This is a genomic window from Paraburkholderia sp. WS6, from assembly GCF_030464835.1.
Lineage (GTDB): Bacteria > Pseudomonadota > Gammaproteobacteria > Burkholderiales > Burkholderiaceae > Paraburkholderia > Paraburkholderia madseniana.
In genome coordinates, this window is sequence record NZ_JALQCK010000027.1 from 55374 (window position 1) to 80307 (window position 24934).

At 59.9% G+C, this 24934-nt stretch carries 21 protein-coding genes and 3 pseudogenes; 13 read left to right on the top strand and 11 right to left on the bottom strand.

Going from position 1 to position 24934, the window contains the following annotated elements:
- Nucleotides 1–34: 34 nt before the first annotated feature.
- Nucleotides 35–673: a TetR/AcrR family transcriptional regulator gene (locus tag M0D64_RS27970; protein WP_266260104.1), complete on the bottom strand. Its 639-nt coding sequence runs from the start codon at nt 671–673 to the stop codon at nt 35–37.
- 159 nt (nt 674–832) lie between these two features.
- Between M0D64_RS27970 and M0D64_RS27975 the strand changes: the two genes are divergently transcribed.
- Nucleotides 833–1969: an alpha/beta fold hydrolase gene (locus M0D64_RS27975; protein ID WP_266260105.1), complete on the top strand. Its 1137-nt coding sequence runs from the start codon at nt 833–835 to the stop codon at nt 1967–1969.
- Between the two features lie 91 nt (nt 1970–2060).
- Complete coding sequence (locus tag M0D64_RS27980; RefSeq protein WP_266260107.1) at nt 2061–2390, top strand: hypothetical protein; 330 nt, start codon at nt 2061–2063, stop codon at nt 2388–2390.
- A gap of 297 nt (nt 2391–2687) precedes the next feature.
- Here M0D64_RS27980 and M0D64_RS27985 read toward each other — a convergent pair.
- Nucleotides 2688–3035 (bottom strand): annotated as a pseudogene (locus M0D64_RS27985) (fatty acid desaturase); the annotation flags it as partial.
- A gap of 408 nt (nt 3036–3443) precedes the next feature.
- On the opposite strand from M0D64_RS27985, the pseudogene M0D64_RS27990 reads away from it, so the two are divergent.
- Both M0D64_RS27990 and M0D64_RS27995 read left to right on the top strand, forming a co-directional pair.
- Nucleotides 3444–3557: pseudogene (locus M0D64_RS27990) on the top strand (HU family DNA-binding protein); the annotation flags it as partial.
- A 242-nt stretch (nt 3558–3799) separates the two neighbouring features.
- Entirely contained in the window at nt 3800–4240 is a 441-nt protein-coding gene (locus M0D64_RS27995) for an SET domain-containing protein (protein WP_266260109.1), read from the top strand.
- Between the two features lie 667 nt (nt 4241–4907).
- On the opposite strand, the gene M0D64_RS28000 is transcribed toward M0D64_RS27995, so the two are convergent.
- Nucleotides 4908–5825 (bottom strand): AraC family transcriptional regulator, encoded by a 918-nt coding sequence (locus tag M0D64_RS28000; protein WP_266260110.1) that lies wholly within the window; start codon nt 5823–5825, stop codon nt 4908–4910.
- A 203-nt stretch (nt 5826–6028) separates the two neighbouring features.
- Between M0D64_RS28000 and M0D64_RS28005 the strand changes: the two genes are divergently transcribed.
- Nucleotides 6029–6871: an SDR family oxidoreductase gene (locus M0D64_RS28005; RefSeq protein WP_266260111.1), complete on the top strand. Its 843-nt coding sequence runs from the start codon at nt 6029–6031 to the stop codon at nt 6869–6871.
- Nucleotides 6872–7203: 332 nt separating this feature from the next.
- Here M0D64_RS28005 and M0D64_RS28010 read toward each other — a convergent pair whose 3' ends face one another.
- Nucleotides 7204–7620 carry an ester cyclase gene (locus M0D64_RS28010; RefSeq protein WP_266260112.1) on the bottom strand — a complete coding sequence of 139 codons (417 nt, stop codon included), beginning with the start codon at nt 7618–7620 and terminating at the stop codon, nt 7204–7206.
- Nucleotides 7621–7818: 198 nt separating this feature from the next.
- Here M0D64_RS28010 and M0D64_RS28015 point away from each other — a divergent pair, with 198 nt between their 5' ends.
- Entirely contained in the window at nt 7819–8703 is an 885-nt protein-coding gene (locus tag M0D64_RS28015; protein WP_266260113.1) for a LysR family transcriptional regulator, read from the top strand.
- A 210-nt stretch (nt 8704–8913) separates the two neighbouring features.
- On the opposite strand, the gene M0D64_RS28020 is transcribed toward M0D64_RS28015, so the two are convergent.
- From M0D64_RS28020 to M0D64_RS28030, 3 genes are all read right to left on the bottom strand, one after another.
- Nucleotides 8914–10167, bottom strand: a complete 1254-nt coding sequence (locus tag M0D64_RS28020) for a D-amino acid dehydrogenase (RefSeq protein WP_266260160.1) — start codon at nt 10165–10167, stop codon at nt 8914–8916.
- A 294-nt stretch (nt 10168–10461) separates the two neighbouring features.
- Nucleotides 10462–11190: a phosphatase PAP2 family protein gene (locus M0D64_RS28025; protein WP_266260114.1), complete on the bottom strand. Its 729-nt coding sequence runs from the start codon at nt 11188–11190 to the stop codon at nt 10462–10464.
- 731 nt (nt 11191–11921) lie between these two features.
- Complete coding sequence (locus M0D64_RS28030; protein ID WP_266260115.1) at nt 11922–12386, bottom strand: cupin domain-containing protein; 465 nt, start codon at nt 12384–12386, stop codon at nt 11922–11924.
- A gap of 701 nt (nt 12387–13087) precedes the next feature.
- Here M0D64_RS28030 and M0D64_RS28035 point away from each other — a divergent pair.
- Nucleotides 13088–14077: a helix-turn-helix domain-containing protein gene (locus M0D64_RS28035; protein ID WP_266260116.1), complete on the top strand. Its 990-nt coding sequence runs from the start codon at nt 13088–13090 to the stop codon at nt 14075–14077.
- A gap of 48 nt (nt 14078–14125) precedes the next feature.
- On the opposite strand, the gene M0D64_RS28040 is transcribed toward M0D64_RS28035, so the two are convergent.
- Nucleotides 14126–14497 (bottom strand): hypothetical protein, encoded by a 372-nt coding sequence (locus tag M0D64_RS28040; RefSeq protein ID WP_266260117.1) that lies wholly within the window; start codon nt 14495–14497, stop codon nt 14126–14128.
- A gap of 276 nt (nt 14498–14773) precedes the next feature.
- Nucleotides 14774–14848: pseudogene (locus tag M0D64_RS44925) on the bottom strand (integrase); the annotation flags it as partial.
- Between the two features lie 386 nt (nt 14849–15234).
- Here M0D64_RS44925 and M0D64_RS28045 point away from each other — a divergent pair.
- Nucleotides 15235–17442 (top strand): FUSC family protein, encoded by a 2208-nt coding sequence (locus tag M0D64_RS28045; RefSeq protein WP_266260118.1) that lies wholly within the window; start codon nt 15235–15237, stop codon nt 17440–17442.
- A 153-nt stretch (nt 17443–17595) separates the two neighbouring features.
- Here the strand turns inward: M0D64_RS28045 and M0D64_RS28050 are convergent, their stop codons facing one another.
- A complete protein-coding gene (locus M0D64_RS28050; RefSeq protein WP_266260119.1) occupies nt 17596–18504 on the bottom strand; it encodes a LysR family transcriptional regulator in 909 nt (302 codons plus the stop codon).
- Between the two features lie 152 nt (nt 18505–18656).
- On the opposite strand from M0D64_RS28050, the gene M0D64_RS28055 reads away from it, so the two are divergent.
- The 5 genes from M0D64_RS28055 to M0D64_RS28075 all read left to right on the top strand — a co-directional run bounded on the left by M0D64_RS28055 (nt 18657) and on the right by M0D64_RS28075 (nt 23452).
- Nucleotides 18657–19097 (top strand): TauD/TfdA family dioxygenase, encoded by a 441-nt coding sequence (locus M0D64_RS28055; RefSeq protein ID WP_266260120.1) that lies wholly within the window; start codon nt 18657–18659, stop codon nt 19095–19097.
- Between the two features lie 4 nt (nt 19098–19101).
- Nucleotides 19102–19560, top strand: coding sequence for a TauD/TfdA family dioxygenase (locus M0D64_RS28060; RefSeq protein WP_266260121.1), 459 nt, complete (start codon nt 19102–19104; stop codon nt 19558–19560).
- Nucleotides 19561–19656: 96 nt separating this feature from the next.
- Nucleotides 19657–20904, top strand: coding sequence for an MFS transporter (locus tag M0D64_RS28065; protein ID WP_266260122.1), 1248 nt, complete (start codon nt 19657–19659; stop codon nt 20902–20904).
- A 79-nt stretch (nt 20905–20983) separates the two neighbouring features.
- Entirely contained in the window at nt 20984–22252 is a 1269-nt protein-coding gene (locus M0D64_RS28070) for an FAD-dependent oxidoreductase (protein WP_266260123.1), read from the top strand.
- A 270-nt stretch (nt 22253–22522) separates the two neighbouring features.
- Nucleotides 22523–23452, top strand: coding sequence for a LysR family transcriptional regulator (locus tag M0D64_RS28075; RefSeq protein WP_266260124.1), 930 nt, complete (start codon nt 22523–22525; stop codon nt 23450–23452).
- Here M0D64_RS28075 and M0D64_RS28080 read toward each other — a convergent pair.
- Nucleotides 23449–24813 (bottom strand): aromatic acid/H+ symport family MFS transporter, encoded by a 1365-nt coding sequence (locus tag M0D64_RS28080; protein ID WP_266260125.1) that lies wholly within the window; start codon nt 24811–24813, stop codon nt 23449–23451. The two genes, M0D64_RS28075 and M0D64_RS28080, sit on opposite strands and share 4 nt — an antisense overlap.
- Nucleotides 24814–24934 lie beyond the last annotated feature (121 nt).

The window sequence follows — 24934 nt, forward strand, 5'->3', positions numbered from 1 at the left end:
CCGGTGCCGCCACCGCGAACGCGACTCTCCGTCCTCATTCACCACTTGCCTGAGTCGGTGTCCTTAGCAAAACGAAAAACGGCCGAACGACCCCGCTCAGCAGTTCGCGATCGGGATTGGCGCGGGCCAGGACCCGGAGGCCCAGGATAGTGCTCAGTGCGAGCCGCGCGATGTCGGCGGGAGGTTGCGAGGTAAGGATTGATCCTTCGCGCTGCCCAGCCGCGACGCAGTCGCGGACACATTTTTCGATTTCACCAAAGACTCCGGTTACAACATCTTTGAAGCCCTGGTCGTGCGGCGCCACCTCCAGCGCTGTGTTCACGACAAAACACCCCTTGTGAAGCGTGTCGGCGAGCGCTTCTTCAATCGTTGCATCGAAGTACCGCTCCAATGCGCGTAAGGGCGGCTCATCGCCTCCGAAAATCGCCGAGCAGGTTTCGAGCGCCAGACCGACGTACCGATCGAGCACGAGACGGTAGATGGCTCTCTTGTCACCGAACGCGTTGTAGAGGCTTGGCGTAGTCATTCCGGTGAGGTCGGCGAGGTCGCGCATCGATGTCGCCTCATAGCCGTTATTCCAGAAGCGTTGCATTGCGGCTTCGAGCACCGTGTCTTCGTCGAATTCCCTGGGCCTGGCCATCTGGATCCTTCGGTTAATGGTGAGAGTGAACAACTCAAGATTCCATTTTATCACGATCGTCACAAAAATCTGTTGCAGGTTTTCTGACGACCGTCATAAAATGCGTGAAGTCGATGCCGCACCCGGCCTCGACCGCCGAACTGCAGCGCATCTCAACCGATCCGCATTGCCCCAGGGCAAGGAAAATTCATCATGGCGAAAGCATTTGTTCTCCACGACTCCCCCCACGGACACACCGAAAAACTTGCACGAGTTGTGGCCGACGGCGCGCGTTCGGAGGGTGCAGACCTGACGGCAAAGCGTGACTGGCGTCACGGCATCCGGCGAACGTTCTCGAATCCGGCGTGCCCGTCCCTCCGTGCTAAGGAGGCGAGCATGTCCGCAGCCGTTTCGTCCACGCTCTCCCGCCGTTTCCGCCGAGTCGTGGCGGGCCTTGCCGCCAGCCTGGTGCTGGGCACCCTGTCGGCGTACGCCGCGCCCACGCCTTTTCCGGCCGACTTCCGCACCTCGCAGGTGGTGAACGACGACGCGACGATCAACGTCCGCGTCGGCGGCCACGGGCCCGCGGTCGTGCTGATTCACGGCTTCGGCGAGACCGGCGACATGTGGTCGTCGATGGCTGCCGCGCTCGAGAAGGACCACACCGTCATCGTGCCCGACCTGCGAGGCATGGGCCTGTCCTCGCACCCTGCCGGCGGCTACGACAAGTGGACTCAGGCCGGCGACATCCGTGCCGTGCTCGACAAGCTCGGCATCGATCGCGCCGACATCGTGGGCCACGACATCGGCGTGATGGTTGCGTATGCCTACGCGGCACGCTATCCGGACAAAACAAGCGGCCTCGTCGTGATCGATTCGCCGGTACCCGGCATCCCGCCGTGGAACCAGATCGTGCGCATGCCCGCGTTGTGGCACTTCAACTTCGGCGGCCGGGACGCAGAGCGCCTGGTCGCCGGCCGCGAGCGCATCTACTTGGACCGTTTCTGGGACGAGTTTGCCGGCGACCCGTCGAAGATCGACGAAGCGACCCGCCGCCACTACGCCGCGATCTACGCGAAGCCCGGCGCGATGCATTCCGCGTTCGCCCAGTTCCTCGCGATCGACCAGAAGGATGACGCCGACAACCTCAAGGCGATGCAGACGAAGCTGACGATGCCGGTGCTCGCCATCGGCGCAGAGAAGGCCTTCGGCGCCAACGTGGCGGTCCAGATGCGCAACGCGGCGACGAACGTGCAGGAAGTCATCGTGCCGAACGCCGGTCATTGGTTGATGGACGAAGCGCCCGCGCCGACTATCGCCGCGGTACAGAACTTCCTCGCAGCGAACTGAGTCCGGCAGCGGCTACTGCGCCGCGGCTCTGACGACGTTCAATGAACGCACGCCAGACCCACAACCTTTACGACACATTGGAATGAACATCATGAAAAAGAATCTCGCTGCGCCGTTGTTGTTCGTCGGCACAAATCTGCTCGCAATGACCATGGTCGCCGCAACGGCTTTCCTGGCGCCCCCTGTCTTTGCGAGCGGCTTTGGTCCCGCACCGTCATATAACCCGATTGACGGTGCACCGGCTTCGCAACGCGGCCAAAGCGCGTTGACGCTCGCTGCGCAAAATGCACCACGCGTTACGGCACAGGTTCGCGTTGCTGGCTTCAGCGGCGTCGGTGGTGTCGTGACTGATGCGTCCGCGTCGGGCACTCCTTTAGCCGTGATCGCTACTGGCGCGGATTCGTTTAACTCTCGCCGTTAATGTAGCGCACGCATCGCACCTGATTTTGATGGACGTCCAGAGCGTGAATCGTCGCGTCAGGTACTTGGAGAGCGGGCTGTTCTGGTGCCTGGGGGTAGCGACCGACTTTTCGACCATGAGGCGCGGCGTTGCCTTTCATTCAGACGCGCAGTAGCGTAGAAATGCTCAGCCGGTGCCGCAGCTCTTCGACTAGCGATGGGATTTGCCGTGAATGTCGCCTGTCGTGCACCGGCATGGTCCCGAGTGGCGAACCCTTCGCATAGCGCGTGGAAACACGCGGCCTCGCGGCCCCGGAGTTTATGTAACTTGTCCTGCGCTTCGGCGTTCTGCAGTCGCAGACGGATGAGCTTCATGAAGTTCTCCTTGACGGACAACTGCCATGAAAGTGCCTCGCAACTTACCCGCAAACCGGGCGGAAGCAGGCGGGTTTCTCTGAATGAAATCGGATAGATTGCCGCCATGCACCGGAGTCGCAACCAGAGCGAATGCGTAAAGCATCAACCATTCGCTGTACCCGTGCACGAGAAAGCCGCCCGAGCGTTCTATGTACTGCTGCCGGGACGTTTCATAGACCTTCCGGAGTGCAAACCAGGGAACATGCGGCAAGTCGTGGTGAACCAGATGGTAGTCGTTATTCAGGATCAACTTAGGATCGCGAAGAGCCTTGCTGGTCGGGACTTTATGGCTCATTGCTGAGTGACAATATGAATTTCTACCCGCAATTTACCCGCAGATCGCTACCGATGCCTGTAGCGGCGCTTTGAAGGTCCGGCCCGCTCTGATCAAGCATTTTCGAGCGTTGCGAGTCAGCTGTGGGACCGCTGGGGGCAGCGGATAATCAATTCGCAGCCAGCCAGGCGTGTTCGCGCGTATCCGGCCGCCCCGCACGTGGCGGGTGGTGGGTTCGGTGCACCTGCAATTGATCCGGTCGCCGCGGAATGGGATCGCCTGCTGCTGGTGATTGCGTGAAGGCGCGCCGATCGGGTAGGGTGGCGACAACACAACCACAAAGAGGAATTAGCAATGAACAAACAGGAACTGGTGGATGCGGTCGCCGCGCGGGTCGGCCGCAATCCGGCGACCGGCGCCGAAATCCAGATCCCTGCCGCGAAGACCGTCAAGTTCACGGCGGGCAAGGCGTTCAAGGATGCCGTGAACGGAGCCTGACAGCGGGCGACAGCCGCCGGTCGCGATTTGCGGAAAGGTCGCGGCCCAGCTATCCTGAAGCTGGATCTCTTCGCGGGCCGATCGGTCGGTCATTCCGGGGTGCCTGCGGATCAAATACCTCGACTATCCAGCTTCGATATGACCGCCGATACCCGAACGTGGCAAGTGCGGCCCATCCCATCGCACTGGATGCGGAAATTTGCTGCTCGTATACTCGCGCTGACATCGGGAAAGGAAAGAGTATGCGGCGCGTGATCGTTCGGCGGTCTTCAGTTCACGGCAAAGGCGTGTTCGCCATGCATGCGCTCGCGGCGGGCGAGCGCGTGCTTGAGTACAAGGGTGAAATCACGCCGTGGCGGGCTGCCGTTCGCCGGCACCGGCGTGAAGGCGTAGCCGGACATACGTTCCTCTTCGGCCTGTCGGACGGACGCGTCATTGACGGCAGCCGCGGCGGCAACAGCGCACGGTGGCTCAACCACGCATGCGCGCCTAACTGCGAAACCATCGAAGACGGCAATCGGATTTTCATTCACACACTCCGGCCGATCGGCGCAGGTGAAGAACTGTTCATTGAATATTTGCTGGCCATTGACGATCCTTCGGATGAAGAGGCTCGGGCTCTATATGTGTGCAGGTGTGCCGCGGCTGACTGTCGTCAGTCGATGCTAGCGGACGCGGCGTGAACAGGGAAGCGCAGGAGGGAGAGGGTAGTGTCGCTCCCCCTGAAAGCGCTTTCACCACGAACCGGCCGCACGCTTGCTTTGTCCGGATCTGCGTGGATGTGGTTTTTCATTTCGATGTGCTAAAACCAACGTCGCCAGAGGGAGAGGCAAGCGGCGGACGTCCCGGCGACAAGACAAAAAACCAGATGTCGCGGGATCTTGACGATTTGTGGTGACGCCGATGCCGGCGCGTCGTCTGAGGACTTAGGGGAGCGTTCTTATGCCGAAGCTGGAGTTCGCTCGAAAGATGATTGGGGAATTGAGCCTGCCGCAACTGGTGAACCGGTTTGAACTGGCGTTGGCGGGAGCCCGATCGCACGTCTGTCTGGAAAGCGCTGTCGGATCTCAATGAGCGCCTCGCTTCGGTTGGCAAGAAAGCTCCCGCGCGAACCACTCGATCCACGCCTTCGCGACGTCGGCGCAAAACGGCATTTGAATCACCCAAACTGTTTTCTTGAGCGCTGCCGTATGGGTGGCCTATCGGTGATGTTTCAAGGGAGAGGTCTACCGGCCTTCCAGAAGTCTTCGCTGGCACTCCGTATCCGGCTGAGTTCGGCCACGAAGCACCCGTTCGACCCCGTGACCTGGATCGTCAACAATAGCTTCCTGCGGGTCGCGAACGTGCGCATCACGACAGCCGCAGTCGCCTCACGTCTTGCTGCGGAGGCGCGCCGAACAGACGGCTGTACTCGCGACTGAACTGCGAGGCGCTCTCGTAGCCGACCTGGATCGCGGCACTACCCGCGTCGATGCCAAGGTTGAGCATCAACTGCCGCGCCTCCTGCAGGCGCAGCTGCTTCTGGTATTGCAGAGGACTTGTTCCGGTGATGTTGCGGAAATGCTGACGGAACGTCGAAGGACTCATGTGCGCGTGCGCGGCCAGGTCATCCACCTGGAGTCCCTTCGAGAAATTCTGCTTGAGCCATGTCACGGCCCTGGCGATTTGTTGGCTCGGCGATCCGTTGGCCGCAAGGTGCTGTAACTGCGGACTGTGGGGGCCAGCGAGAAGTCGCACGATGATTTCCTGCTGAAAGAGCGGCGCCAATTGCGGAGCCAATGCCGGTTGGTCCAGCAATTCGATCAGCCGAATCAGGACGCCGATCAGGGCATCGTCAAGAGTTTCGATCGTGATGGGCGTGAAAGCTGGCGTTCGAGGCGGAGCCGGCAACTGCATCTCCGCAGCTGTCTTCACGATGTCACGGCTGTCCAGTGTCAGCATCAGGCCCAGCATCGGTTCCTCAATACTCGCGCGCGTGACGTGCGAGATCACAGGCAGGTCGATGCTTGCCAGCATCGACTGGCCGGGGCCGTAGTTCACTACCTCTTTTCCTACCAACGCCTGCTTATGGCCCAGCGCAACGACGCCCAGCCCGAGGCTAAAGATGCAGTGCAACGGCTCGGTTGGCCCCTTCCGGCGGTGAAGGGAAAGGGCTGGTATGGCTGTGGTGTAGTCGCCGTCAGACTGGGCAAAGCGGGCGATGGCTCGCGCGAGGCCGGCCGTGCGTGCGGTAGTCGTACTCATTGGCTCGGAAACCCGGTATTTCATGCGAAATCTCAAACGCCAAGACGATGGAAACACTTTACTCCGGTAGAAGACCATTCGCGTGGCTTTAAGCACGCTTCGTCAGTTTAGGCAAGAAGTTCGGCACTTTCGGCAACCTCCCCGGTGCCAATCGCGCGACACTGAAGCCAGTTAATTCATATCCGATGCTCGAATTTCGGGGCATCAAGAACACAAAGGACCTACGTATGAATAGCAAGAAAGTGTGGCTGATTACCGGCGCCGGTCGCGGCATGGGCGTGGATATCGCCAAGGCAGCATTGGCGGGCGGCCACGATGTTGTGGCGACCGGGCGTAATCCTGAAAAGGTCAGGAACGCCATCGGCGATCACGATAATCTTCTGGTCGCCCAGCTGGACGTGACCAGCTCCGCGGATGCCGAGGCCGCCGTCGAAACTACCGTCCAGAGGTTTGGTCGCATTGACGTGCTGGTCAACAACGCGGGGAACTTCTATGGGGGCTTCTTCGAGGAGCTTAGCCCCGCCCAGGTGCGTAGCCAGCTCGAAACGCTTCTGTTCGGCCCGATGAATGTTGCCCGGGCTGTATTGCCGGTGATGCGCAAGCAGCACTCTGGCCTGTTAGTCACAATCTCATCGACGGCTGGCATTACTGCTGGTGTGTTTTGCAGTGCGTATGCCGCCGCAAAGTTTGGCGTCGAAGGATGGATGGAGTCGCTTGCCCAGGAAATTGCTCCCTTTGGCATTCGCACCATGCTGGTAGAACCAGGTTTTTTCCGAACAGATCTCCTCAGCGCAGACTCAACTACCTACGCCGAACTCTCCATTGATGACTATGCGTCCCGCACTCAGGAGACCGTGACTGCGTGGAAAGGCATGAACGGCAAGCAGGGTGGCGATCCGGCCAAACTCGCCGCCGCGCTAGTGGAATTGACGGCACAGGAAGAGCCGCCCGCTCGCTTCGCCGCCGGCGCGGATGCAGTTGAAGCTTTTGAATCCAAGGCGAACACCTTGCTCGCTCAGGCGAATGCCCACCGCGAGCTGTCTTCATCCCTTTCATACGCCCCTGAATAAAGACGGGCGCCGCCGGACAAGGGTTCGTCACCCTGACCTTTGATGCATCCCACCAGGGGGCCAGCGGCGGTATGCCCCGACTGCTTGACGACCTTCGGTGCTGTGACCAGGATCGTCGGCGTGAGTAAGGTCACGCGGCAAACCATCTTTCTATACGCGAAGATCGACATGCGTAATGGTGCCCTTTAGTAGGGACCGGCCGCGGTGTTCCCGACATGTATTCGCGGTTCCGTTGTGACTCGCCTGTTCGGCATCCAACTCGCGAAAAAAGGAACGCCTATGCACCATCGCCTCGACAGAAAGTGCATACGGCGGTCGCGACTATCTTCCGCTCAGGCTGGAACCGCACCGATTTGCTGCAAGAGGGCCAACAGGTCAGGTTGCCCGCGCTCTTCGACAATCTTCCCGTTGGAAAAACGATAGAAGTTCACGGCCTGAACCTGGATCTTCTTTCCGCTTGCGGGCATGCCAAAGAAGGTGGCTTGGTGAGTACCGCGCATGATGAAACGTGCGGCAACCGTGTCGTTTTCCGCGATCATTTCTTCGAGCGTCCATTGAATGTCGGGGAAACCAGAGCGCATCATGCCAAGGATTTTCATGTACCCCTGCGGTCCAATGAAAGGATCCGGGCTGACGGGGGCGTGGAAGATTGCATTGGCATCAACAAGCTCTTCGGCAAGCGCCTCGCTGGCTGTATTGATGAATTCAACAAAGCGGGACGTCAACAGTTTGTTCGATTCGGCGGACATGATTTGAACCTTGTAAGTAAGTATGGTCGGCCGCAACGGCGTCGTTTGCGTGCGCCGCCAAACGAGAGCGGAGCAGGTTGCGGTAGGTCGCGTACGTGCCGGGTTCGGCCCGCTTACGACAACTGCAACAAGTCTAGACTGCAAATCCATTGAGATAAATGCGTGATATCTTTGGACATTCACAACAGGATGTTTCGAATGGATCGCCTCGCGGGTATGAGCGTTTTCACGAAAGCAGTCGAATTGGGTTCGTTCTCGGCGGCTGGGGATGCGCTTCAGATGTCGCCACAACTGGTCGGAAAATACGTCCAGGCGCTGGAACAGAGTCTCGGCGTGCGTCTGCTGAACAGAACGACCCGTAGGCAAAGCCCGACAGATATCGGCCGGGCTTATTACGAACGCGCCAAGATCATCCTCGCGGAGGTCGAGGCGGCCGAAAACCTCGTAGCCGAGACCCGTTCAATGCCGACTGGCCGTCTGAAGGTAAATGCGCCTGTGAGCTTCGGGATGCACACCTTGGCGCCTAAGTTGCCGGAGTACCTTAAGGCGTTTCCGCAGGTCGCAGTTGACGTGACTCTGTCGAATCGAGCCGTCGATCTGATTGACGAGGGTTATGACGCAGTGTTCAGGATTGGCGAACTGGGGGATAGCGGCCTGATTGCTCAGCCACTGGCTCCATACCGGTTAGTGCTATGCGCCGCGCCGTCGTATCTTGCTGCAAACCCGCGCATAACATTCCCCGCAGATCTTGAGCGCCATGAGTGCCTTGGCTTTACGCATACGGAACTACGATCGGAGTGGACGTTTGATGGCCCTGAAGGCCGCGTCGCTGTGCAGGTCTCGGGGCGGTTCATGGGAGACCATGGTGAGGTGCTGCTGGCGGCCGCCGTGGCGGGCGTCGGGGTCATGCTTCAGCCCGTGGAACTGGCGAAGGGCGAACTCGATCGGGGCAGTCTGGTTGTTGTGCTTCCGGATTATCAGGCGCCTTCGCGACCATTACACGTTCTATATGCGCGTGATCGCCGCGTGACGCCCAAGTTGAGGAGCTTTCTGGATTTTGCGCGAGAGCACTTCGGAGCTTAGCGAAGTAATAGTTCCTCAGCATTGTTCAAATCCCATCGGTGTCACGACTCTGTCGAGCGGGCGCTGGTGGCAATGACCGCTTCCGGGAAAACTGAAGGTCTCTGCCGGGTCGAACCCGGCCTGCCGTTTAATGGGAGCGCATAAGCAAAAACAGGCGGTGACACCAAGCAGGTCCTGCTGCCAAGGTTGCACACCCTGTTGCCTGTCCGGTTAGTTCTTGTAGCGACTGACCGCAAAATCGTCGGCGGTAATCGCCGGTGTTGTGCCCGACATCAAATCCGCCAGCAATTGTCCCGAACCGCAGGACATGGTCCAGCCCAGAGTGCCGTGGCCGGTATTAAGCCATAGGCCCTTGATCGCGGTCGGGCCGATAATCGGCGTGCCGTCTGGGGTCATAGGCCGCAGGCCAGTCCAGAAGCTGGCTTGCGTCACGTCGCCTGCATGCGGGAACAGGTCGGTGACAACATATTCCAGCGTCTCGCGCCGGGTGCCGTGCAGTTCCTTGTCGAAGCCCACCAGATTGGCCATGCCGCCCACGCGAATTCGATCCTCAAAGCGGGTGATCGCGACTTTGTAGGTTTCGTCGAGGATGGTCGAGACCGGTGCCTGCGCCGCGCTGGTAATCGGCACAGTAATTGAATAACCCTTGACGGGATAGACTGGAATGCTGACCAGGCCGCGCAGCAGTGCGGTGGAATAGCTGCCCAGTGCCACAACACAAGCGTCTGCAGTCAATGTCTCGCCGCTGGAATGTACGCCCTTTAGCGTGCCACCTTCGACTACCAGGCCATCGATGCTGCGCTTGAACAGGAACTGCACGTGCCGTGCTTGCGCCATCTCGGCCAGTTTGGTGGTGAACACGTGGCAGTCACCGGTTTCATCGCCTGGCAAACGCAAGCCACCGACCAGCTTATTCTTTGAGCCTTCAAGTGCCGGTTCGGCGCGAGCCAGTTCGTCGCGAGACAGCAACTCATAAGACACTCCCATTGCCTTCAGAATGGCGATGTCTTTGGCGGTACCGTCCATTTGTTTTTGCGTGCGAAAGACTTGCAGCGTGCCCTGCTGGCGACCTTCGTAGGTGATATTGGTATCGTTGCGCAGGGCCACGAAGCAGTCGCGGCTATATTCGGCGAGCCGCACCATGCGCGCCTTGTTGACGGCATAACGCCTTTTAGTACAGTTAGCCAGCATCTGTGTGAGCCATTGCACCTGAAACAAGGTGCCGTCCGGCTGGAGTGACAGTGGCGGATGCTTCTGCAGTAGCCATTTGATGGCCTTGGCGGGTACGCCTGGCCCGGCCCACGGCGACGCGTAGCCCGGTGAAATCTGGCCGGCGTTGCCGAAGCTGGTTTCGAGCGCTGCAGCCGGTTGGCGATCAAGCACCGCCACCTCATGGCCAGCGCGCGCCAGATACCAGGCGCTCGTCACACCGACCACGCCTGCTCCAAGAATCAAAATTCGCATCAAAGTCTCCCGCAAAAAACCTGTTCATTTCTGGTTCTGATGAAGATGCAGATGCAGATGCAGATGCAGATGCAAAGTATGAACGATGCGGCGTTATTGCATAGATCGGCGTGCCCTCGTTTTACGGCCACTGAGTGACGGGAGGAGATCGGGCCGCGGCGTGGGACTCAGAGCGTAATCGGTTGAATGGTATGCGATTTCTGTTTGTGTTCGGGCCGCCTCGAACCCTCATCTCTATTGGGATGCTTTTGCACGAAATAAATATTCGCTTGCCGGCAACGGATGTCCGCGGTTCTACGCGTGGGACATCCCATGTACCAGGCCGTGCGCCAGCACGCGCAGCTCCTGGAACTGTGTCGCCAACTCGAAACTGAGCACGAACGCGGCGCCATAAAACACGCCGGGATAGCGCTGCGCGAACGCCAGTATCGGTGCGGCGATGCACGTGCGTATCGCCCTGGCGCTCATCACGGATGCGATGCCGATACCGAGTGCCGCACCGGCCAGCACGTCCGTCGGGTAGTGCACGCCGAGATAGATGCGCGGCAGGCCGATCAGCACCACGGCGTGCAATAGCGCGTAAATCCCCACGGGCCGTGAGGCGAGGAAAATGCCCATAGCGACCGCGCACCAGAGCATGGCGTGATCGCTCGGAAACGAACTCCACGTTCGCAGTACCGGCTCGTCCACGTTGGCCTCCGGAAAGAACGCACGCAACGCCGGTTCGTACATCGGCCGCAGGCGAAACGGCAGGTAGAGCGCAAGCAGGCGGCCAGCCGCCAGCGCGATGAGGCCGCTTGCAATGGCGATCACCACGAGCTCGCGACGGTGTCGCCGAACGGCCTCGCCGTCAGGTCCTTCCGCACGTTCGGGCCTGAACCAGACCCACCACAGCAGTGCAACCAACACCACACCCTTGGGCAAGTACGCGTTCACGACCGCTTCAACTACATGGGTGAAGTCTGGAGAGGGAATGGCCACTTTACTTATGGACGCGATGGCCCACGTATCGATGACGTTCATTTGTCTCTGCTCCCCTATATGCGGCAATTGACGTAACTTCATTGTTGGCCGCAGCCGTCGCCACGACGCCGCATCGCCAGCATCGCTAGTGCCTGGCTATGCGGCGAAGCGCTCGATGGCCGGTGACGACCATCATCGTATTGTCATGAACACGCGGTAAGTGCGCTAGCGCGTACTGTCCAGGCTAATTGTCGGATCCCTCGCTCAAGCCTCTTCCAGAAGCATTCACGCCAATCGCCCACGCGCGGTTGCCAACAACCGCTGTTATGGCCGCCGCCGCAGCCACCAGCACCGTCGTTTCCCGCCTTCGGGTTAACGTTAATTGGTATTCAAATTCCGGGTTGTCTCACTGGTACAGCCATCGTCCGCCCACGGCCAGCGCACAGGCTGCTGGCCGCAATGGTCGACGAACAGCAGGCGAAGCGATATGGGTAGATGACTCATGTTGACCCGATTGCAGTCCGTCGCCAATCGTGTCCGTGTGTCTCAAACGGGTCGGGTCCCGCCTCACGCTTTTCTCGTAAGCGGCCGTTCTCTGGGCGTAGCAACGTCAAGGCATGATCGTGCGAATGACAGGTTGCCGTGTATCGACAGCTTGGCCTCGCCGAGGCGTGCGCGGGCCGGCGGCAACGCGCGCTCGATTATTTCGAGCGTGTCCGTGAACACGATCCTGACGATCGCGCGAGTGTCTGTCTTGCGTCGATCAGGGAGCGCCGGATATCGACGGCACGTCAGGGAACCATCTGCATGTCGCCTGGAGCTTGCGGCGGCAGCTTGATAGAAATGACCTTGAATTCGCCGCTGGTCGGCTCGGACCCCGCATGCACGGTTCCCTTCGGGATGGTGATCAAGTCGCCGGCGTGGATCTGACGCTGTTCGTTACCTAACCAGAACGTGCCGCTTCCCGAAATCACATACTGGATTTCGTCAGAACCTCTATGCGTATGCCTGGGTACGTTACCGGTCTGCACTGCGACGGTCCCGCTCGGCGTGACGACCAGACCCTTCGAACGCAAGGTGCCCATGTTCGGAATCTGTGGACCAAGATCGGCATCGGTTAAGGCTGCCAGGTCAACGATCTGCGCCGTTAGCGGTACGTCTGACGCCTGGGCCCGCGCCAGTGTGCCCAGATGAGATGCAAACATGCCGGCAACGAAGGTGGCAGGCAATGCCGCGAGATAGATGTATCGACGCATGTTCTTATCCTTTCAGATTGAACGGACCATCGGTGTGCAGTGTTGAGGAGTGGCTTGTCCTTATTCGATTGTCGCACCATCGAGAAGGCAGCTCAAAACCAGGGCAACACCTGAGCATCCTCCCGAACAGGACATGCGAAGGAGATCCCCGGGGCGAGGGGGAAATCAGCCGGCGAATATTGACGTGCAGCATATCGCGAGCGGGAGGCTTCGCTGCCTCGAAGTCGGGCGCCTCCCGTGCGTAGGCATATATAAAACCCGCGGGGCGGCAGCCGGCCAACGCCAACGCCAGGGCCAATGGAGATGCACGGCTACTTGCCAGTTCTGCCGATAGAACTCGCAGATATATGCGAACTGCACAAGCGAATAGATGTTCTGCAGGATGCCACAGTACGCGATTACCTTGATGGTTGTGTATCGGCGTGGGAAATGCGCTGCGGAATCGGTTTCGATAAGAGTTGAATCCATGTGAGAGTGGGGTGTGTCGGTTGTCGGCGAAACTATACGTTGGCCCTGCACGACGTATTAACGTCAATTTGACTCTGGACTTGAGATTTAAGCGGGCAATGTGGTTGGTTTCGCACAACGCGGTAAATAGGAGGCGACTTCACGCCGCCACTTTTATGTAGATGAAAATTGGCGATTTGGGGTAATCTTGCGCCGCATCTTTATCATCCTACTTCGCCACAGGATTGCTTTTTATGGTCGCGAACGCCATTGCCTACAGCCGATTCGATGTTGCCGGGTTGCCACCGCAGCAGCAATTGCTGGCTTATTGGGAGCGGCTTGGCCATGTTATCGAGATCGTGCCGTCGCGTGAGCAAGTCCGACAGCCCTTTATCTGCGTCAGTGACCGCTACGATATCGGCGAATTCAGTATTAGCGACACCTTTACCGATTATGTCGTAATAGAGCGCACCATCGCCCGCATTTCGCGCGATACCGCGCGCAGCATCGGCTTTACCATTTTCCTGGATGGTGATGCGCATTCGGCAATGACGCACGCCAATAGGCGTGGGTACGCCTTTTCTGGGGGCAGCGTGCTTGCCAACGACCTCGATCAACCCGTACGCGTGCTGCGGCAGGCATGCCGATACATCACGCTTCTGGTGCCCCCCAACTTACTGCGGCAAGTGTTTCCCGATCCGGGAGCGATACACGGCCGCGTGCTCGATCCGGGCAAGCCTGGCACACGGCTTATAGTCCAGCGTGCCAAGGCGCTTGTCGAGAACTTCCGGTTCGTGCGGTTCGAGGACGCCCATCGCAAGCTCGCCGACCTGGTTCAACTGATCGTGGTCGCATTCGGGGAAGAGGCTGGTTTGAGCGGCAGCAAGCGAGCCGTCAACCGTGCGCTGATGTACGAATATGCGCGACGCTATGTACGCTCTAACCTGCAGGAAGGCGGGCTATCGCCCGAGGGCGTCATTGAATCGCTAGGGCTCCCGCGCAGCACAATCTATCGGCTGTTCGAACATGACGGCGGGCTTGGCGCCTACATTCGCTATCTTCGCTTGCGCGCCGCCGCAGACGATCTCGTTCGATTTCCGAAGACTCCGATCAAAGACATTGGCTATTCAGTCGGCTTCAACAGCGCATCCCACTTTACACGTGCCTTTCGTGATGCTTATGAAATTACACCTCAAGAATTGCGCTTGAACAACTACCGATATCTCCATGCTGAACAGCGATAGCCAGCCTCATTGACGCTCTTCCTTACGCTGCTGCTGCGCCGGCGACGCTCAGTGGCTCGCGGCTATTCGGGCGGTCGTGATTTCACCTTGGCTCGAGCTGGACAGTGAGGCGGCGTGATCCAGAAACGCCACCACGCCCTGCGCCTTCCGCCCGAAATACTCGACGAGATGATCGATGAACGTCCGAACCTTGACCGGCAGATGCCGCCGGCTCGTACGAGGGCCCTGCACCGCCGCGTCGATCAAGCCCGCGCGCCTCAAGATGACCGTGCCGATGTGCTTCCCATACAGGCCGATTGCGAGCCCAAGCACGATGAGGCTCGCTGCGGCGGCCTTCGGTGTGCCGATATGCTCCCCGAAGATCAGCACGAGCAGCGGCAACGGCGCCACCGTCGAGATCGGGTACTTCTTCAGCAACATGCTAATCGGCCCCCGACTTGAAAAACGAATGGCCGCTATGGAGAAATCTGAGAGTCCCATGAGGGTCGACCTGAGCCGCTCGTCGTCGGCCGATAAAGGGGCTTCGGTTTTGACAACCGGATGGCCGATTAGGGGGCGGAGCCGACGCGTGAACGTCTGACTGACGACAGAATTGAACGACGGTTCGTGGCCGTTTGTACTCGCACGGCGTCAGGTGAGATAGCGGCTGCACGAACCCTATCGAACTGTTTTAGCGTGCGGCCGGTAATGGCGAAGCTAAATCTTGGTCTGCTCCGAGATCTCCAGTACGTCGTCGACCTCGATGCAAGGGTATCGCACGGTACTTTCCAACCCGACCGGGCATAGGGCTTTGCCAAGAGTGGCTATCGTTCGATAAAACAGAAAACTACTCCCGGAAAACAGGCCATTCACCATCTCTAAGCGCGCAATTATAGTAGGCGCATCGCTTATGGAAGTTTCCGCATGTCAATCACTCTCACCCCTCTCCATCCGCCCATCGGCGTCGAAACTCGCGGCTGTGATCTGAGCAAGCGCCAAACAGGAACTGGTGATGCCGCCAGCTATCAAGCTCGAACAGGCCAAGGGTTTGAGCCTCTATATGCTCAACGCGATTACGATGATAAGTCCGTGCCCGCCTCGGCATCGGCAGGCACATCGGCGAGCGCGCGGGCATCCGTTCGCGACGCCGCGGCGAAAGCCACACAGGAGGCCGCGCGATGAACGCGCGCGCGTCCCTCACCGCCCGGCTCATGTCGGCCTCCGCGTGGCGCGATGCGCTGCTCGACTGGGCACGCACCGACGGGCTCGCATGGATCTATATCCTGAAAACGGTCAGCGCGGCGCTGCTTGCGCTAGGCATTGCGATGAAGCTCGAATTGCCGCAGCCGCACACCGCGATGATGACCGTCTTCATCGTGATGCAGGCGCAAAGCGGGATGGTGCTCGCTAAGGGCTTCTACCGGATCGCCGGGACGCTGATCGGCTCGCTCGTCACGATCGTGCTAATCGCGCTGTTCTCGCAGCAGCCGACACTGTTCCTGCTTGCCGTGTCGATCTGGGTCGGCATCTGTACGTTCGGCGCCGCATGCAACCGGAATTTCCGCTCGTACGGCTTCGTACTCGCCGGTTATTCGGCAGCACTCGTCGGCATCCCAGCCGCACAGCACGCAGATGGCGCGTTCATGGCCGCGGTCACCCGCGTGACCGAGGTGACGCTCGGCATCATCTGTGCGGGCACCGTCAGCGCACTGGTGCTCCCGCAACATGCGGGCGACACAGTTCGCACCGTGGTCCGCGCGCGCTATGCGAGGTTTGTCGAATTCGTCGCCGACACGCTTGCCGGTCGCGTCGATCGCGCGGGTGCCGAGCAGATCAATGCGCGCTTTGTCGCCGACGTTGTGGGTCTGGAAGCCTTGCGCAGCTTCGCGGTGTTTGAAGACCCGCGCACGCGGATGCGCAGTGGACGGCTCTCGCGCCTGAATACTGAATTCATGATCGCGTCGACGCGCTTTCACTCGTTGCATCAGTTGATGAACCGAATTCGCGCAAACGGACAGCACGAGGTCATCGACGCAATCAAGCCATATTTGCGCGAAGTCTCGCCCCTGCTGCTAAAGAAGAATGGTGAACCGGTGCGCAATGCAGCCGATGCCGGACACGCGGCCGCGCAGTTGCAGGTGTTCAAGGAGATGCTGCCCCGGCGCATCCGCGAAACCCGCGCGATGCTCGAGAGCCGTCCCCGGATCGACCTGCTCGATTTCGATACCGCCGCCGAACTGCTCTATCGATTCGTCGACGAAATGCATGCGTATACCTTGACGTATGGGTCGCTTACGGCGGATCTGCATGAACGGGAACGCACTGAAGAGCGCTACGTGCCGAGAACCAACACGATCGCGGCAGGTGTCGCCGGCCTGCGCGCGGCAGTCGTGTCGCTCACGCTGGGCGCATTCTGGATCGCGACCGCGTGGACCAGCGGCGGCACTGCGGTACTCAATGCGGCGGCAACGTGCGCACTGCTCGCATTGATGCCTGAGCCGGCCAAGACAGCCTCGCAAATGGCCGGTGGCACCGTGTTCGCGGTAGTGGCAGGGCTCATCGCGATGTTCTTCGTGTATCCGCGCATCGACGGTTACGTACTGCTTTGCACCGCACTCGTACCGTTCCTGCTGGTCGGCATGCTGATGGCGACGCGCCCACGCTTGGCTGGATACGGAATGGGTTACTGCCTCTTCTTCAGCTTGCTCGCCGGTCCCGACAACCTCATTCATTACGATCCGTCGTCGTTCATGAACGATGCGATTGCGCTGATTGTTTCGATGCTTGTCACCGCGGTCGCGAGCGCGGTGCTGCTGCCGCCAGCAAGCCCTTGGTTGCGCAATCGCCTATTACGCCACCTGCTGCAGCAAGTGGCGGCCGCATGCACGGACCGGCTCGGGCACGCCCGCCAGTCCCTGGAAAGCGGCACGCGAGACCTGATGCATCAGGCCAACGCGCTCGCCACGGACCGGCCCGACGTGCAAGCTCAGATGCTTGCGTGGATGTTCACCGTGCTCGAAATGGGCCACGCTGCGATCGAGCTGCGCACCGAACTGGCAAACTTGCCGGACGATGCACGCTACGCGCCGTCGGCTGCGTGGCGGCGCGCAACACAACGTATGCTTGAGGCCCTGGCCGCACTGTTCGATACACCGACGCGCGAGCGACTTATCGCGGCGCACGAAGCGACGTCGGCCAGCATCGATGCCGCACTGCAGACGCTGCACACCGTAATTACATCGCGCGAGGACCGGCACCGGCTGCAGCGCATGCTCACCTACCTCCATTTTATCCGTACCGCCTTGCTCGACCAGCGATCGCCGCTGAACGTTTCGATGTCGGGCATGCCAGCGCCCAATCCGAATGGAGGCAACCGTACCGCGTGATATCGCGCTGTTCGATGCCTACGTACCACTCCTCTTACTGCTGGCGTTTGCAGGCGCGGCAGTCACATCAGCCGGTGGCAGGTCCAGCGTCCGTGACACGGCAGCGTTCGTTTCTTCTGCGCTTCGCTGCGTTGAGCAGGCAGTTCACGAATATCAACGGTTCATATTTTTTTCCCAGACACCCGCCGGATCAAAAGTCTCGCGCAAGCAGGTCAGCAGCGCTTGGACACGGCTAAGGTGCGAGCGGCTGTGAGGAATTTGCGCACGAATCCAGAACTGAGGGACAGGGAACGCGTCCAGAAGGCGCACGAGTTGCCCGCCCGCAAGAGCAGCGCTGGCCATGTAAGACGAGACGATCGCAATGCCTATCCCTGCCAGCGCTGATTCGAGCAACATAAGGCCGTCGTTCGTGGTCAGGTGCGGTTCCACGGTCACAGCGATCTGACCTTCAGGGCCCTCGAAAGACCAGATTGGTCCAGTTGGTCCGAAGTTAAGCAATCGGTGCCTCGAAAGGTCTGCCGGATGCTGCGGGTAGCCGTTGACCGCCACATATAGCGGGGATGCGACGACGAACCTGTCGAGCGGACAAAGTCCCACATCGAGCACATCGTCGTAGCTCGCCGGCAGCATGCCCACCACGAGGTCGAATCCCTCCTGAACCGGATTTACGTTCCGGTCGATGACGACCACATCTAGCGAGACGTTCGGGTGAGCTTGTTGAAAACCCGCGAGCACTCTCGCGAGAAACACCGCTGTCAGAGTGGTGGGCACCTTGATACGCAGGGGTCCTTCGAGGTCGTTCGTATTACCCGAGATGCTGCTGATCGCGTCGTCCACGTCATGCACGATGCGTTGAGCGACAGGCAGCAAACGTCGCCCCTGGTCGGTGAGCGAGAGCTTTCGCGTGCTCCGCTCGAACAACGAAGACCGCACGTTCCATTCGAGCTGCTCGATCCTGCTGGTTACGACTGACGGCGAAATATGCAATTTTCGCGACGCCGCCGAAAAGCTTCCGCAGTGGACGACTTCGAGAAACGTTCTGAAATTGGTCACGATGTCCATTTTCGCCTCGCCAATACGGCTGCTTAGGGTATCCCCTAGTGGGTCTATCGTTCGGTTAAACAGAAAAGTGCTCTATGGAAACAGGCTATTCACTCTCTACAAGCCGGCAATTATAGTAAGTCCATCGCTTCCTTCGTGGATGGAATTCCTGCATGTCAATCACGCTTACTCCTCTTAACCCGACCATCGGCGTTGAGATCCGCGGTTGCGATCTGAGCAAACGTCTGAGCGACGAAGACTTTCGGGCGGTGCTTGATGCCTACTACCGTTACTCGATGGTGCTCATTCGCGGACAGCAATTGAGCGCCGAGGCGCAGACCGCGTTTTTGCGGCGCTTTGGCACCCCCAAGATCTCGCAGCGCAAAGAGTTTCATGTCCCTGGGGTACCGGAGATTGGTCGCGTCGGCAATACGAAGCATCCGGACGGCAGCCCGTCCGCGTTTCTGGATCGCCACGGCAATCTGTGGCACAGCGATACCGCAAGCGACGCTCACCTCGACGGCGTCACGATGCTGTACTGCGTAAAAACGCCCAATGTGGGGGGGCGACACGCTGTTCGCCAGTTCCGTGAACGCGTACGCGACACTGCCTGATCCATTGCGCGACCGGATCGAGGGTCGTCAGGTGACGCACAACTTCAACAAGCACAACGACCATCTGCTTGCGAAAAATCCGGGTTCGGCAAAACCACTGTCTGCAGAAGACCGGACGAAGTGGCCCGACCGCATACACGACTTGGTCCAGACCCATCCGGTGACCGGCAAGAAGCTCTATTTCGTCACCCCGACGTTGATGAAGATGATCAGCGGCTATTCGGAAGACGAGAGTACCGAACTGACCGCAGCGCTGCTTGTGCATGCGACCCAGCCTGAATTCGTTCTGCGTCATGTCTGGCAGGTCGGTGACCTGGTGTTCTGGGACAACCGTGCGTCGTTGCATTCGGCATCGCCAGCGATTTACAGCGGTGGTGAACGTCTGATGCATCGCGGGTATGCCTATACGGAGCCTCCAGCATGTCCAATAGATCACGAACTGTCGGCGGCAGCAGCGACGTAGCAGTGACGGTCGTCGCGACCCGCTGTCATACAAATAGAGCGTTGGAGAGACGCCTGTCATCGCGGCCCAAACCAAGGGCCGCCATCAGGAGACGAGATGAAAACGTTCAGTATGAGCGCGGCGCTCAATGAGAACACAGCGGAAGAGGCGCCGATGCTAAGGACCGGGTATCGTTGGGTCGTCCTGCTGTTTGCCTGGGGCGCGCTGTTGTTGACCTTCGTTGACCGCTTGGCGTGGGGGAGTCTCGGCCTCGCGGCCGGGGCGTCTCTCGGCATGCCGATTGCCGCGCTTGGCGTGTTCGTCACGGCCTTCTACGCAGGATATGTGCTGTCGAACGTGGTTGGGGGACTTGCGACCGATCTCCTCGGCGCCCGCTTGATGCTGTCGCTCTCGCTGGTGCCACTCGGCGTCTGCACCGCGTTGTTTGGATCGATAACGTCGCTATACATGGGATTGATGCTTCAGGCGCTCATGGGTCTTGCGGCCGGCTGCGACTATGCCGCGTGCATCAAGCTGACGACGTCCTGGTTCGACGTCAAAAGCCGCGGTCGAGCGATCGGCCTGCTGCTCACGGCCACGTCGCTTGCGGTCGTGCTAACGAACTGGCTCGTACCGATGCTTCTGCATTTCTCGGGATGGACGCAGATTTATCAGGGGTTGGGTGTCGTGACCTGCGTCTTCGGGATGGCTTGCCTGTTCGTCCTGCGCGACGGGCCTCTGTCCAGTCGACAGAAACAGTTGCCGCGTGACCGGGAGAGGATCGATGTCCGGTTGCTTTTGCGCAACCGCAACCTGATGCTCGTCGCGCTCGCTGGGCTCGGGGCGATGTGGGGCACCTGGGGCTTCGCTTTCTGGGCCAATGCGTTGATGGTGAAGGGCCATGGCCTTTCACCCAGTGCCGCCGGGTCGATCACCATGATGTTCGGGGTGGGCGCGATTGTGTCGAAGCCGTGCATCGGACTTCTGTCGGACTGGCTCGGCGGACGCCGGAAAGCGCTGGTCATGCTGTGCGTAGGGTCGTTCGCAGGGTTGTTGCTGGTGTTCGGCTCGCTTCACACGGAGACGCAATTTCGCATGGTTGCGCCGCTGCTTGGCGTAACAGCCTTTGCCTACAGTCCGTTGATGGCGGCCATGATCGCCGAGATAGCGGGCCCCTTGCTCGCGGGATCGGCGACGGGAATGACGAACGCGTTATGGCAACTCGGCAGCGTGATCGTGCCGGTCACTGTGGGCGCCGTATATCAGTGGTCACATTCATTTCTCGCTGCGTTCATCACGCTCGCGCTGGGGCCGTTGGTCGCGTGCGTCAGCATGATGGCGGTGCGCGAGCTGCCGGCCGACTAGTGCATGGACAGCGCCGCGCGTCAGCAAGGCACGCTAACAGCTGGATGTTTTTTGCAATCGATAGGGAGGACAAGTGTCAATGATTCGCCAATATGATGTCGTGGTCGTCGGCGGTGGCTCCGCTGGAGTTGCCGCCGCAGTCGGCGCAGCACAAGCCGGCGCAAGAGTGGCGTTGATCGAATCGGCGGGCTGCCTTGGCGGGGCATCGACCACGCGTAGCGTCCTGACTTACTGCGGCATCTATACATTGCAGGACGAGCCTCGGCAGGCCGTGCGGGGCGTGGCCGACAAGGTCATTACGATGCTCCGCGCGATGGGCGCCATCACGCCGCCGCAACGGCATCGCGGCGTCTTTCTGATCTTCGATCCCGAAGCCGTCAAGCTGGTTCTCGACCGGGTCTGCCGGGACGCTGGCGTCGACGTTCTCTTGCATGCGTTTGTAACCGGGGCACAACGCACCGAATGCAAGATCTCGCGGATTCGCTTTGCCGATCATTCAGGCGAACACTGGATCGAAGCAGCGGCGTTCGTGGATGCCAGCGGCGACTGCGATCTCGCCGCTTTGAGCGGTGCCTCGACGCGTTATGGCAACGCCGGCGCGGTCAATCTTGGCACGCTCGGGACACGGTTCGGCGGCGTCACAACCGATGCGGATATCTCCGCAGAAAGTGTGCACGCCGCTATTCGCGCAGCCACGCAAGAGGTCGATGGCAACGACCATCGTCGGTTGACGAAGGACAAAAGTGTGATCGCGCGTCTGCCGGTTTCCGGTGATGTCGTGGCTTATCTGGCATCCGTAGATTACGATCCGCGAGATGTCGAAAGCCTGTCCAGAGCCGAGGCAAGCGGCCGCGAACAGGCGTGGCAATACTTGGAGATACTGCGTCGGCTGCCCGGTTGGCAGCGTGCGTATCTCGCCTGTACGGGTCCGGAGTTCGGGACACGGGAAAGCCGCCATATCGACAGCGTTCGCCAGCTTAAGTGGAAGGAGGTGATGGCGAGTGCCCGCGCACCTGACTCGGTTGCGCTGGGTACCTGGGGTGTGGAATGGCATGACCGCGTGACTTACGAAAGCAGTTTCGAAGCGCCGCCAGACGAGGGCACCTACGATATTCCCCTTTCGTGCCTGATGAGCGTCGATACACCGAACCTGTTCGCCGCCGGCCGCACTGCAGACGGTGATCGTAAGGCCGGCGCCAGCCTGCGGGTCATGGGAACTGCGTTCGCGACCGGGCAAGCCGCTGGCGTCGGCGCGGCATACTACGCCGGAGACAAGCGCGTGGATGTCGATGAAGTGAGAGCGAGTCTGCGTAAGCAGGGAGCACTCATCGACGCTGGCGAAATATGAAACCGCATGGTCGGATAGCGCAGGATCTGGCCAGGAGGTCGTTTCATCGCGCGAGTTGGGCCTCCGTGTCAGTGGGCCGACTGTAGGAAAGGAGGGCTGCAGCGCGTAGCGATCAGGCAGACCCGTCGGATCGGGTTACCGGGCGTCAGACACGCGCAGACGAGTGAATGGCTCACGCGTTTCCGCTCGAGGGACGCGCGCGATCGAACGCGTTTGCGAGTCGGGAATGGCCGGATTAACAGCGGCCAAAAGCGCGGCTAAAATGCAGTGATGACCGATATCGACATCAAGCTGCTTCAGTCGCTCGTGGAGATTTATAAAACGCGTAGCGTCTCGCAGGCAGCGCTCAACCTGGGTTTGTCACAGCCGACAGTCTCGTTCAACTTGTCGAAACTACGCGAGCACTACCAGGACCCGCTCTTTGTTCGTGCTCCACAGGGCATGGAACCGACGCAGTTCGCCGTAGAGCTTCATCAGCGGGCCTTGGCGTTGCTCGCCTCTTTCGAATCGGTCGCGCAACACCGGAAATCCTTTGATCCCGACACCGCTCGGCAGTCGTTCCGGGTCGCGATGACGGATATCAGCCAGATCGTCATCTTGCCAAGGTTGCTCAATCGCCTTAGAGCGATTGCACCGGGCGTGATGATTCGCGTGCTGCATATCACGGAGAAGACGGCGAATTTGCTGGAAGCCGGCGAAGCGGATCTTGCGATCGGGTTTATGCCCCAGCTCGATGCCGGCTTTTATCAACAGAAGTTATTTGTTCAGCACTATGTGGGCATGGTTTCGCCCGATCACGCGCGTGTCAGGTCGGATCCTTCGCTCGATGCGTATCTCGCGGAAGGACACGTCACCGTCACGCCATCAGGCACTGGGCATTCCCTCGTGGATCGCACGCTTGCTCAACTTTCGCTGGAACGCAGAGTCGTACTGGAAGTCCCGAATTATCTCGGCGTTGCCAATATCATCGCTCATACGGATCTCCTCGCTACGGTCCCGTTGCGACTGGCGGAACTGATTGCCAATGAGACTTCGGTGCGCCTCTTTACCTTGCCATTCGTTATTCCCGAATATCAGGTCAAGCAGCATTGGCATGAGCGGTCGCATCAGGACCTGGCGCATAAATGGCTGCGCACCGTGCTGACCGATCTGTTCCTCGAGTCGTCAGGTCCGACAGCCGCGCCGGACCAGCCCGACTAGTCTCCGATAGCGATGGCCGGCGATGCTTCGATTGCCCCGTTTTGATGGCGCACCCGGCCCAGCACGGCAAGCGATACGGCCGCGGCAAGACTAGGCACGGTCAGCATCAGGAAGATGGTTTTGAAGCCGAGGTTCTGGCTCATCATCACGCCGCCGAGAAGGGACCCTGCGATCGAGCCGCTGCGGCCGACGGCATTGGCCCACGCAACGCCCGTCGCCCGGCTCGCGGTCGGATAAAAGGCCGCCGCCAGCGCGTTGCCACCGACTTGCCCGCCGCTCACGCATAGGCCGATACCGAACACCGCGATCACAATCGTCACGACCGAACTGCCGCCCAGTGCGCACATCACGATGAACGCCGCAGCCGCAATGTAAGCCCGGGACAAGACGCGATGCGGATCTCGACGGTCCATCAGGCGTCCGAGGCAAATTGCGCCGACCGTACCGCCGATCTGAAAGGTCGCTGTCATAAACGAAGCTTTTCGCAGGGAAATGCCGTTGCCGGCAAGCAAGGTTGGCATCCAGCTCGAGAGCAGATAGACGATTAAGAGACTCATGAAGAACGTCGCCCACAAGAGCAGCGTGCCGGTGATCATCTCCGGCGCAAACAGCGTACGCACTGACGATTTCGCCGGTGCCTCACCCGCAACGAAATACATTCGTGGATCGAGCCGTGGGTCGATTCGCCTCGCAATCCGCCCAATACTTTCCTGATTCGATTCACGCCCGCGTTTGGCAACCAGGAGGAAGCGCATCGATTCAGGAAGGGCTAGCAGCAATAGCGGAGCCAATAGAAGTGGCGCCGCGCCCCCGATGGCGAGAATTCCGCGCCAGCCAAGATCGGCCAAAAGCTGTGCGCTCATGAGTCCTCCAAGCGCCGACCCTAACGTAAATCCGCAGAACATCAGTGTCACGAGCCCCGAGCGCCTGTGACCGGGTGAATACTCCGACGTCAGCGTGATGGCGTTCGGCATCGCTCCGCCCAGTCCAAGGCCGGTGATGAAGCGCAACACCACGAGCCAGAGCAGATCCGGTGAAAGACTCGAGGCAAGGCTGGCCGCGCCGAATATCACGACCGATCCGACGAGGATGGTCTTGCGCCCAAAGCGGTCGGCCATGGGTCCGAACAACAGAGCGCCGGCCATCAGCCCGAAGAGGCCCGCGCCGAAAAGCGGCGCAAGTGCTGCCGCATTCAGGTGCCATTGCTCTCGCAGCGCCGGTCCGATGAATCCAATCGCGGCGGTGTCGAAACCATCGATGGCGACGACCAGAAAGCACAAGGCCAGCACGCGCTTCTGGAACGATGAGAACGGACGCGAATCGATGAACTGATCAACACGAATGGATGAGGGGGATGTCACGGTTGTCTCCTGATGGATCGTTGCACGTCGCCGTCGTAGTGCGGTGCTTATTGACCCGATATTAGTGAGACTGGGCGCCGTGTCCATAAAGCGGCACTGATGGGGGCCATCGAAAAAACCG

Coding starts and splice junctions, on each gene's coding strand:
- M0D64_RS28000 (WP_266260110.1), bottom strand. CDS start 5,825: ATGAAATACCGGGTTTCCGAGCCAATGAGTACGACTACCGCACGCACG.
- M0D64_RS28005 (WP_266260111.1), top strand. CDS start 6,029: ATGAATAGCAAGAAAGTGTGGCTGATTACCGGCGCCGGTCGCGGCATG.
- M0D64_RS27995 (WP_266260109.1), top strand. CDS start 3,800: ATGCGGCGCGTGATCGTTCGGCGGTCTTCAGTTCACGGCAAAGGCGTG.
- M0D64_RS28055 (WP_266260120.1), top strand. CDS start 18,657: ATGTCAATCACGCTTACTCCTCTTAACCCGACCATCGGCGTTGAGATC.
- M0D64_RS27975 (WP_266260105.1), top strand. CDS start 833: ATGGCGAAAGCATTTGTTCTCCACGACTCCCCCCACGGACACACCGAA.
- M0D64_RS28010 (WP_266260112.1), bottom strand. CDS start 7,620: ATGTCCGCCGAATCGAACAAACTGTTGACGTCCCGCTTTGTTGAATTC.
- M0D64_RS28045 (WP_266260118.1), top strand. CDS start 15,235: ATGAACGCGCGCGCGTCCCTCACCGCCCGGCTCATGTCGGCCTCCGCG.
- M0D64_RS28030 (WP_266260115.1), bottom strand. CDS start 12,386: ATGCGTCGATACATCTATCTCGCGGCATTGCCTGCCACCTTCGTTGCC.
- M0D64_RS27980 (WP_266260107.1), top strand. CDS start 2,061: ATGAAAAAGAATCTCGCTGCGCCGTTGTTGTTCGTCGGCACAAATCTG.
- M0D64_RS28040 (WP_266260117.1), bottom strand. CDS start 14,497: ATGTTGCTGAAGAAGTACCCGATCTCGACGGTGGCGCCGTTGCCGCTG.
- M0D64_RS28025 (WP_266260114.1), bottom strand. CDS start 11,190: ATGAACGTCATCGATACGTGGGCCATCGCGTCCATAAGTAAAGTGGCC.
- M0D64_RS28035 (WP_266260116.1), top strand. CDS start 13,088: ATGGTCGCGAACGCCATTGCCTACAGCCGATTCGATGTTGCCGGGTTG.
- M0D64_RS28050 (WP_266260119.1), bottom strand. CDS start 18,504: ATGGACATCGTGACCAATTTCAGAACGTTTCTCGAAGTCGTCCACTGC.
- M0D64_RS28020 (WP_266260160.1), bottom strand. CDS start 10,167: ATGCGAATTTTGATTCTTGGAGCAGGCGTGGTCGGTGTGACGAGCGCC.
- M0D64_RS28065 (WP_266260122.1), top strand. CDS start 19,657: ATGAAAACGTTCAGTATGAGCGCGGCGCTCAATGAGAACACAGCGGAA.
- M0D64_RS28070 (WP_266260123.1), top strand. CDS start 20,984: ATGATTCGCCAATATGATGTCGTGGTCGTCGGCGGTGGCTCCGCTGGA.
- M0D64_RS28015 (WP_266260113.1), top strand. CDS start 7,819: ATGGATCGCCTCGCGGGTATGAGCGTTTTCACGAAAGCAGTCGAATTG.
- M0D64_RS28075 (WP_266260124.1), top strand. CDS start 22,523: ATGACCGATATCGACATCAAGCTGCTTCAGTCGCTCGTGGAGATTTAT.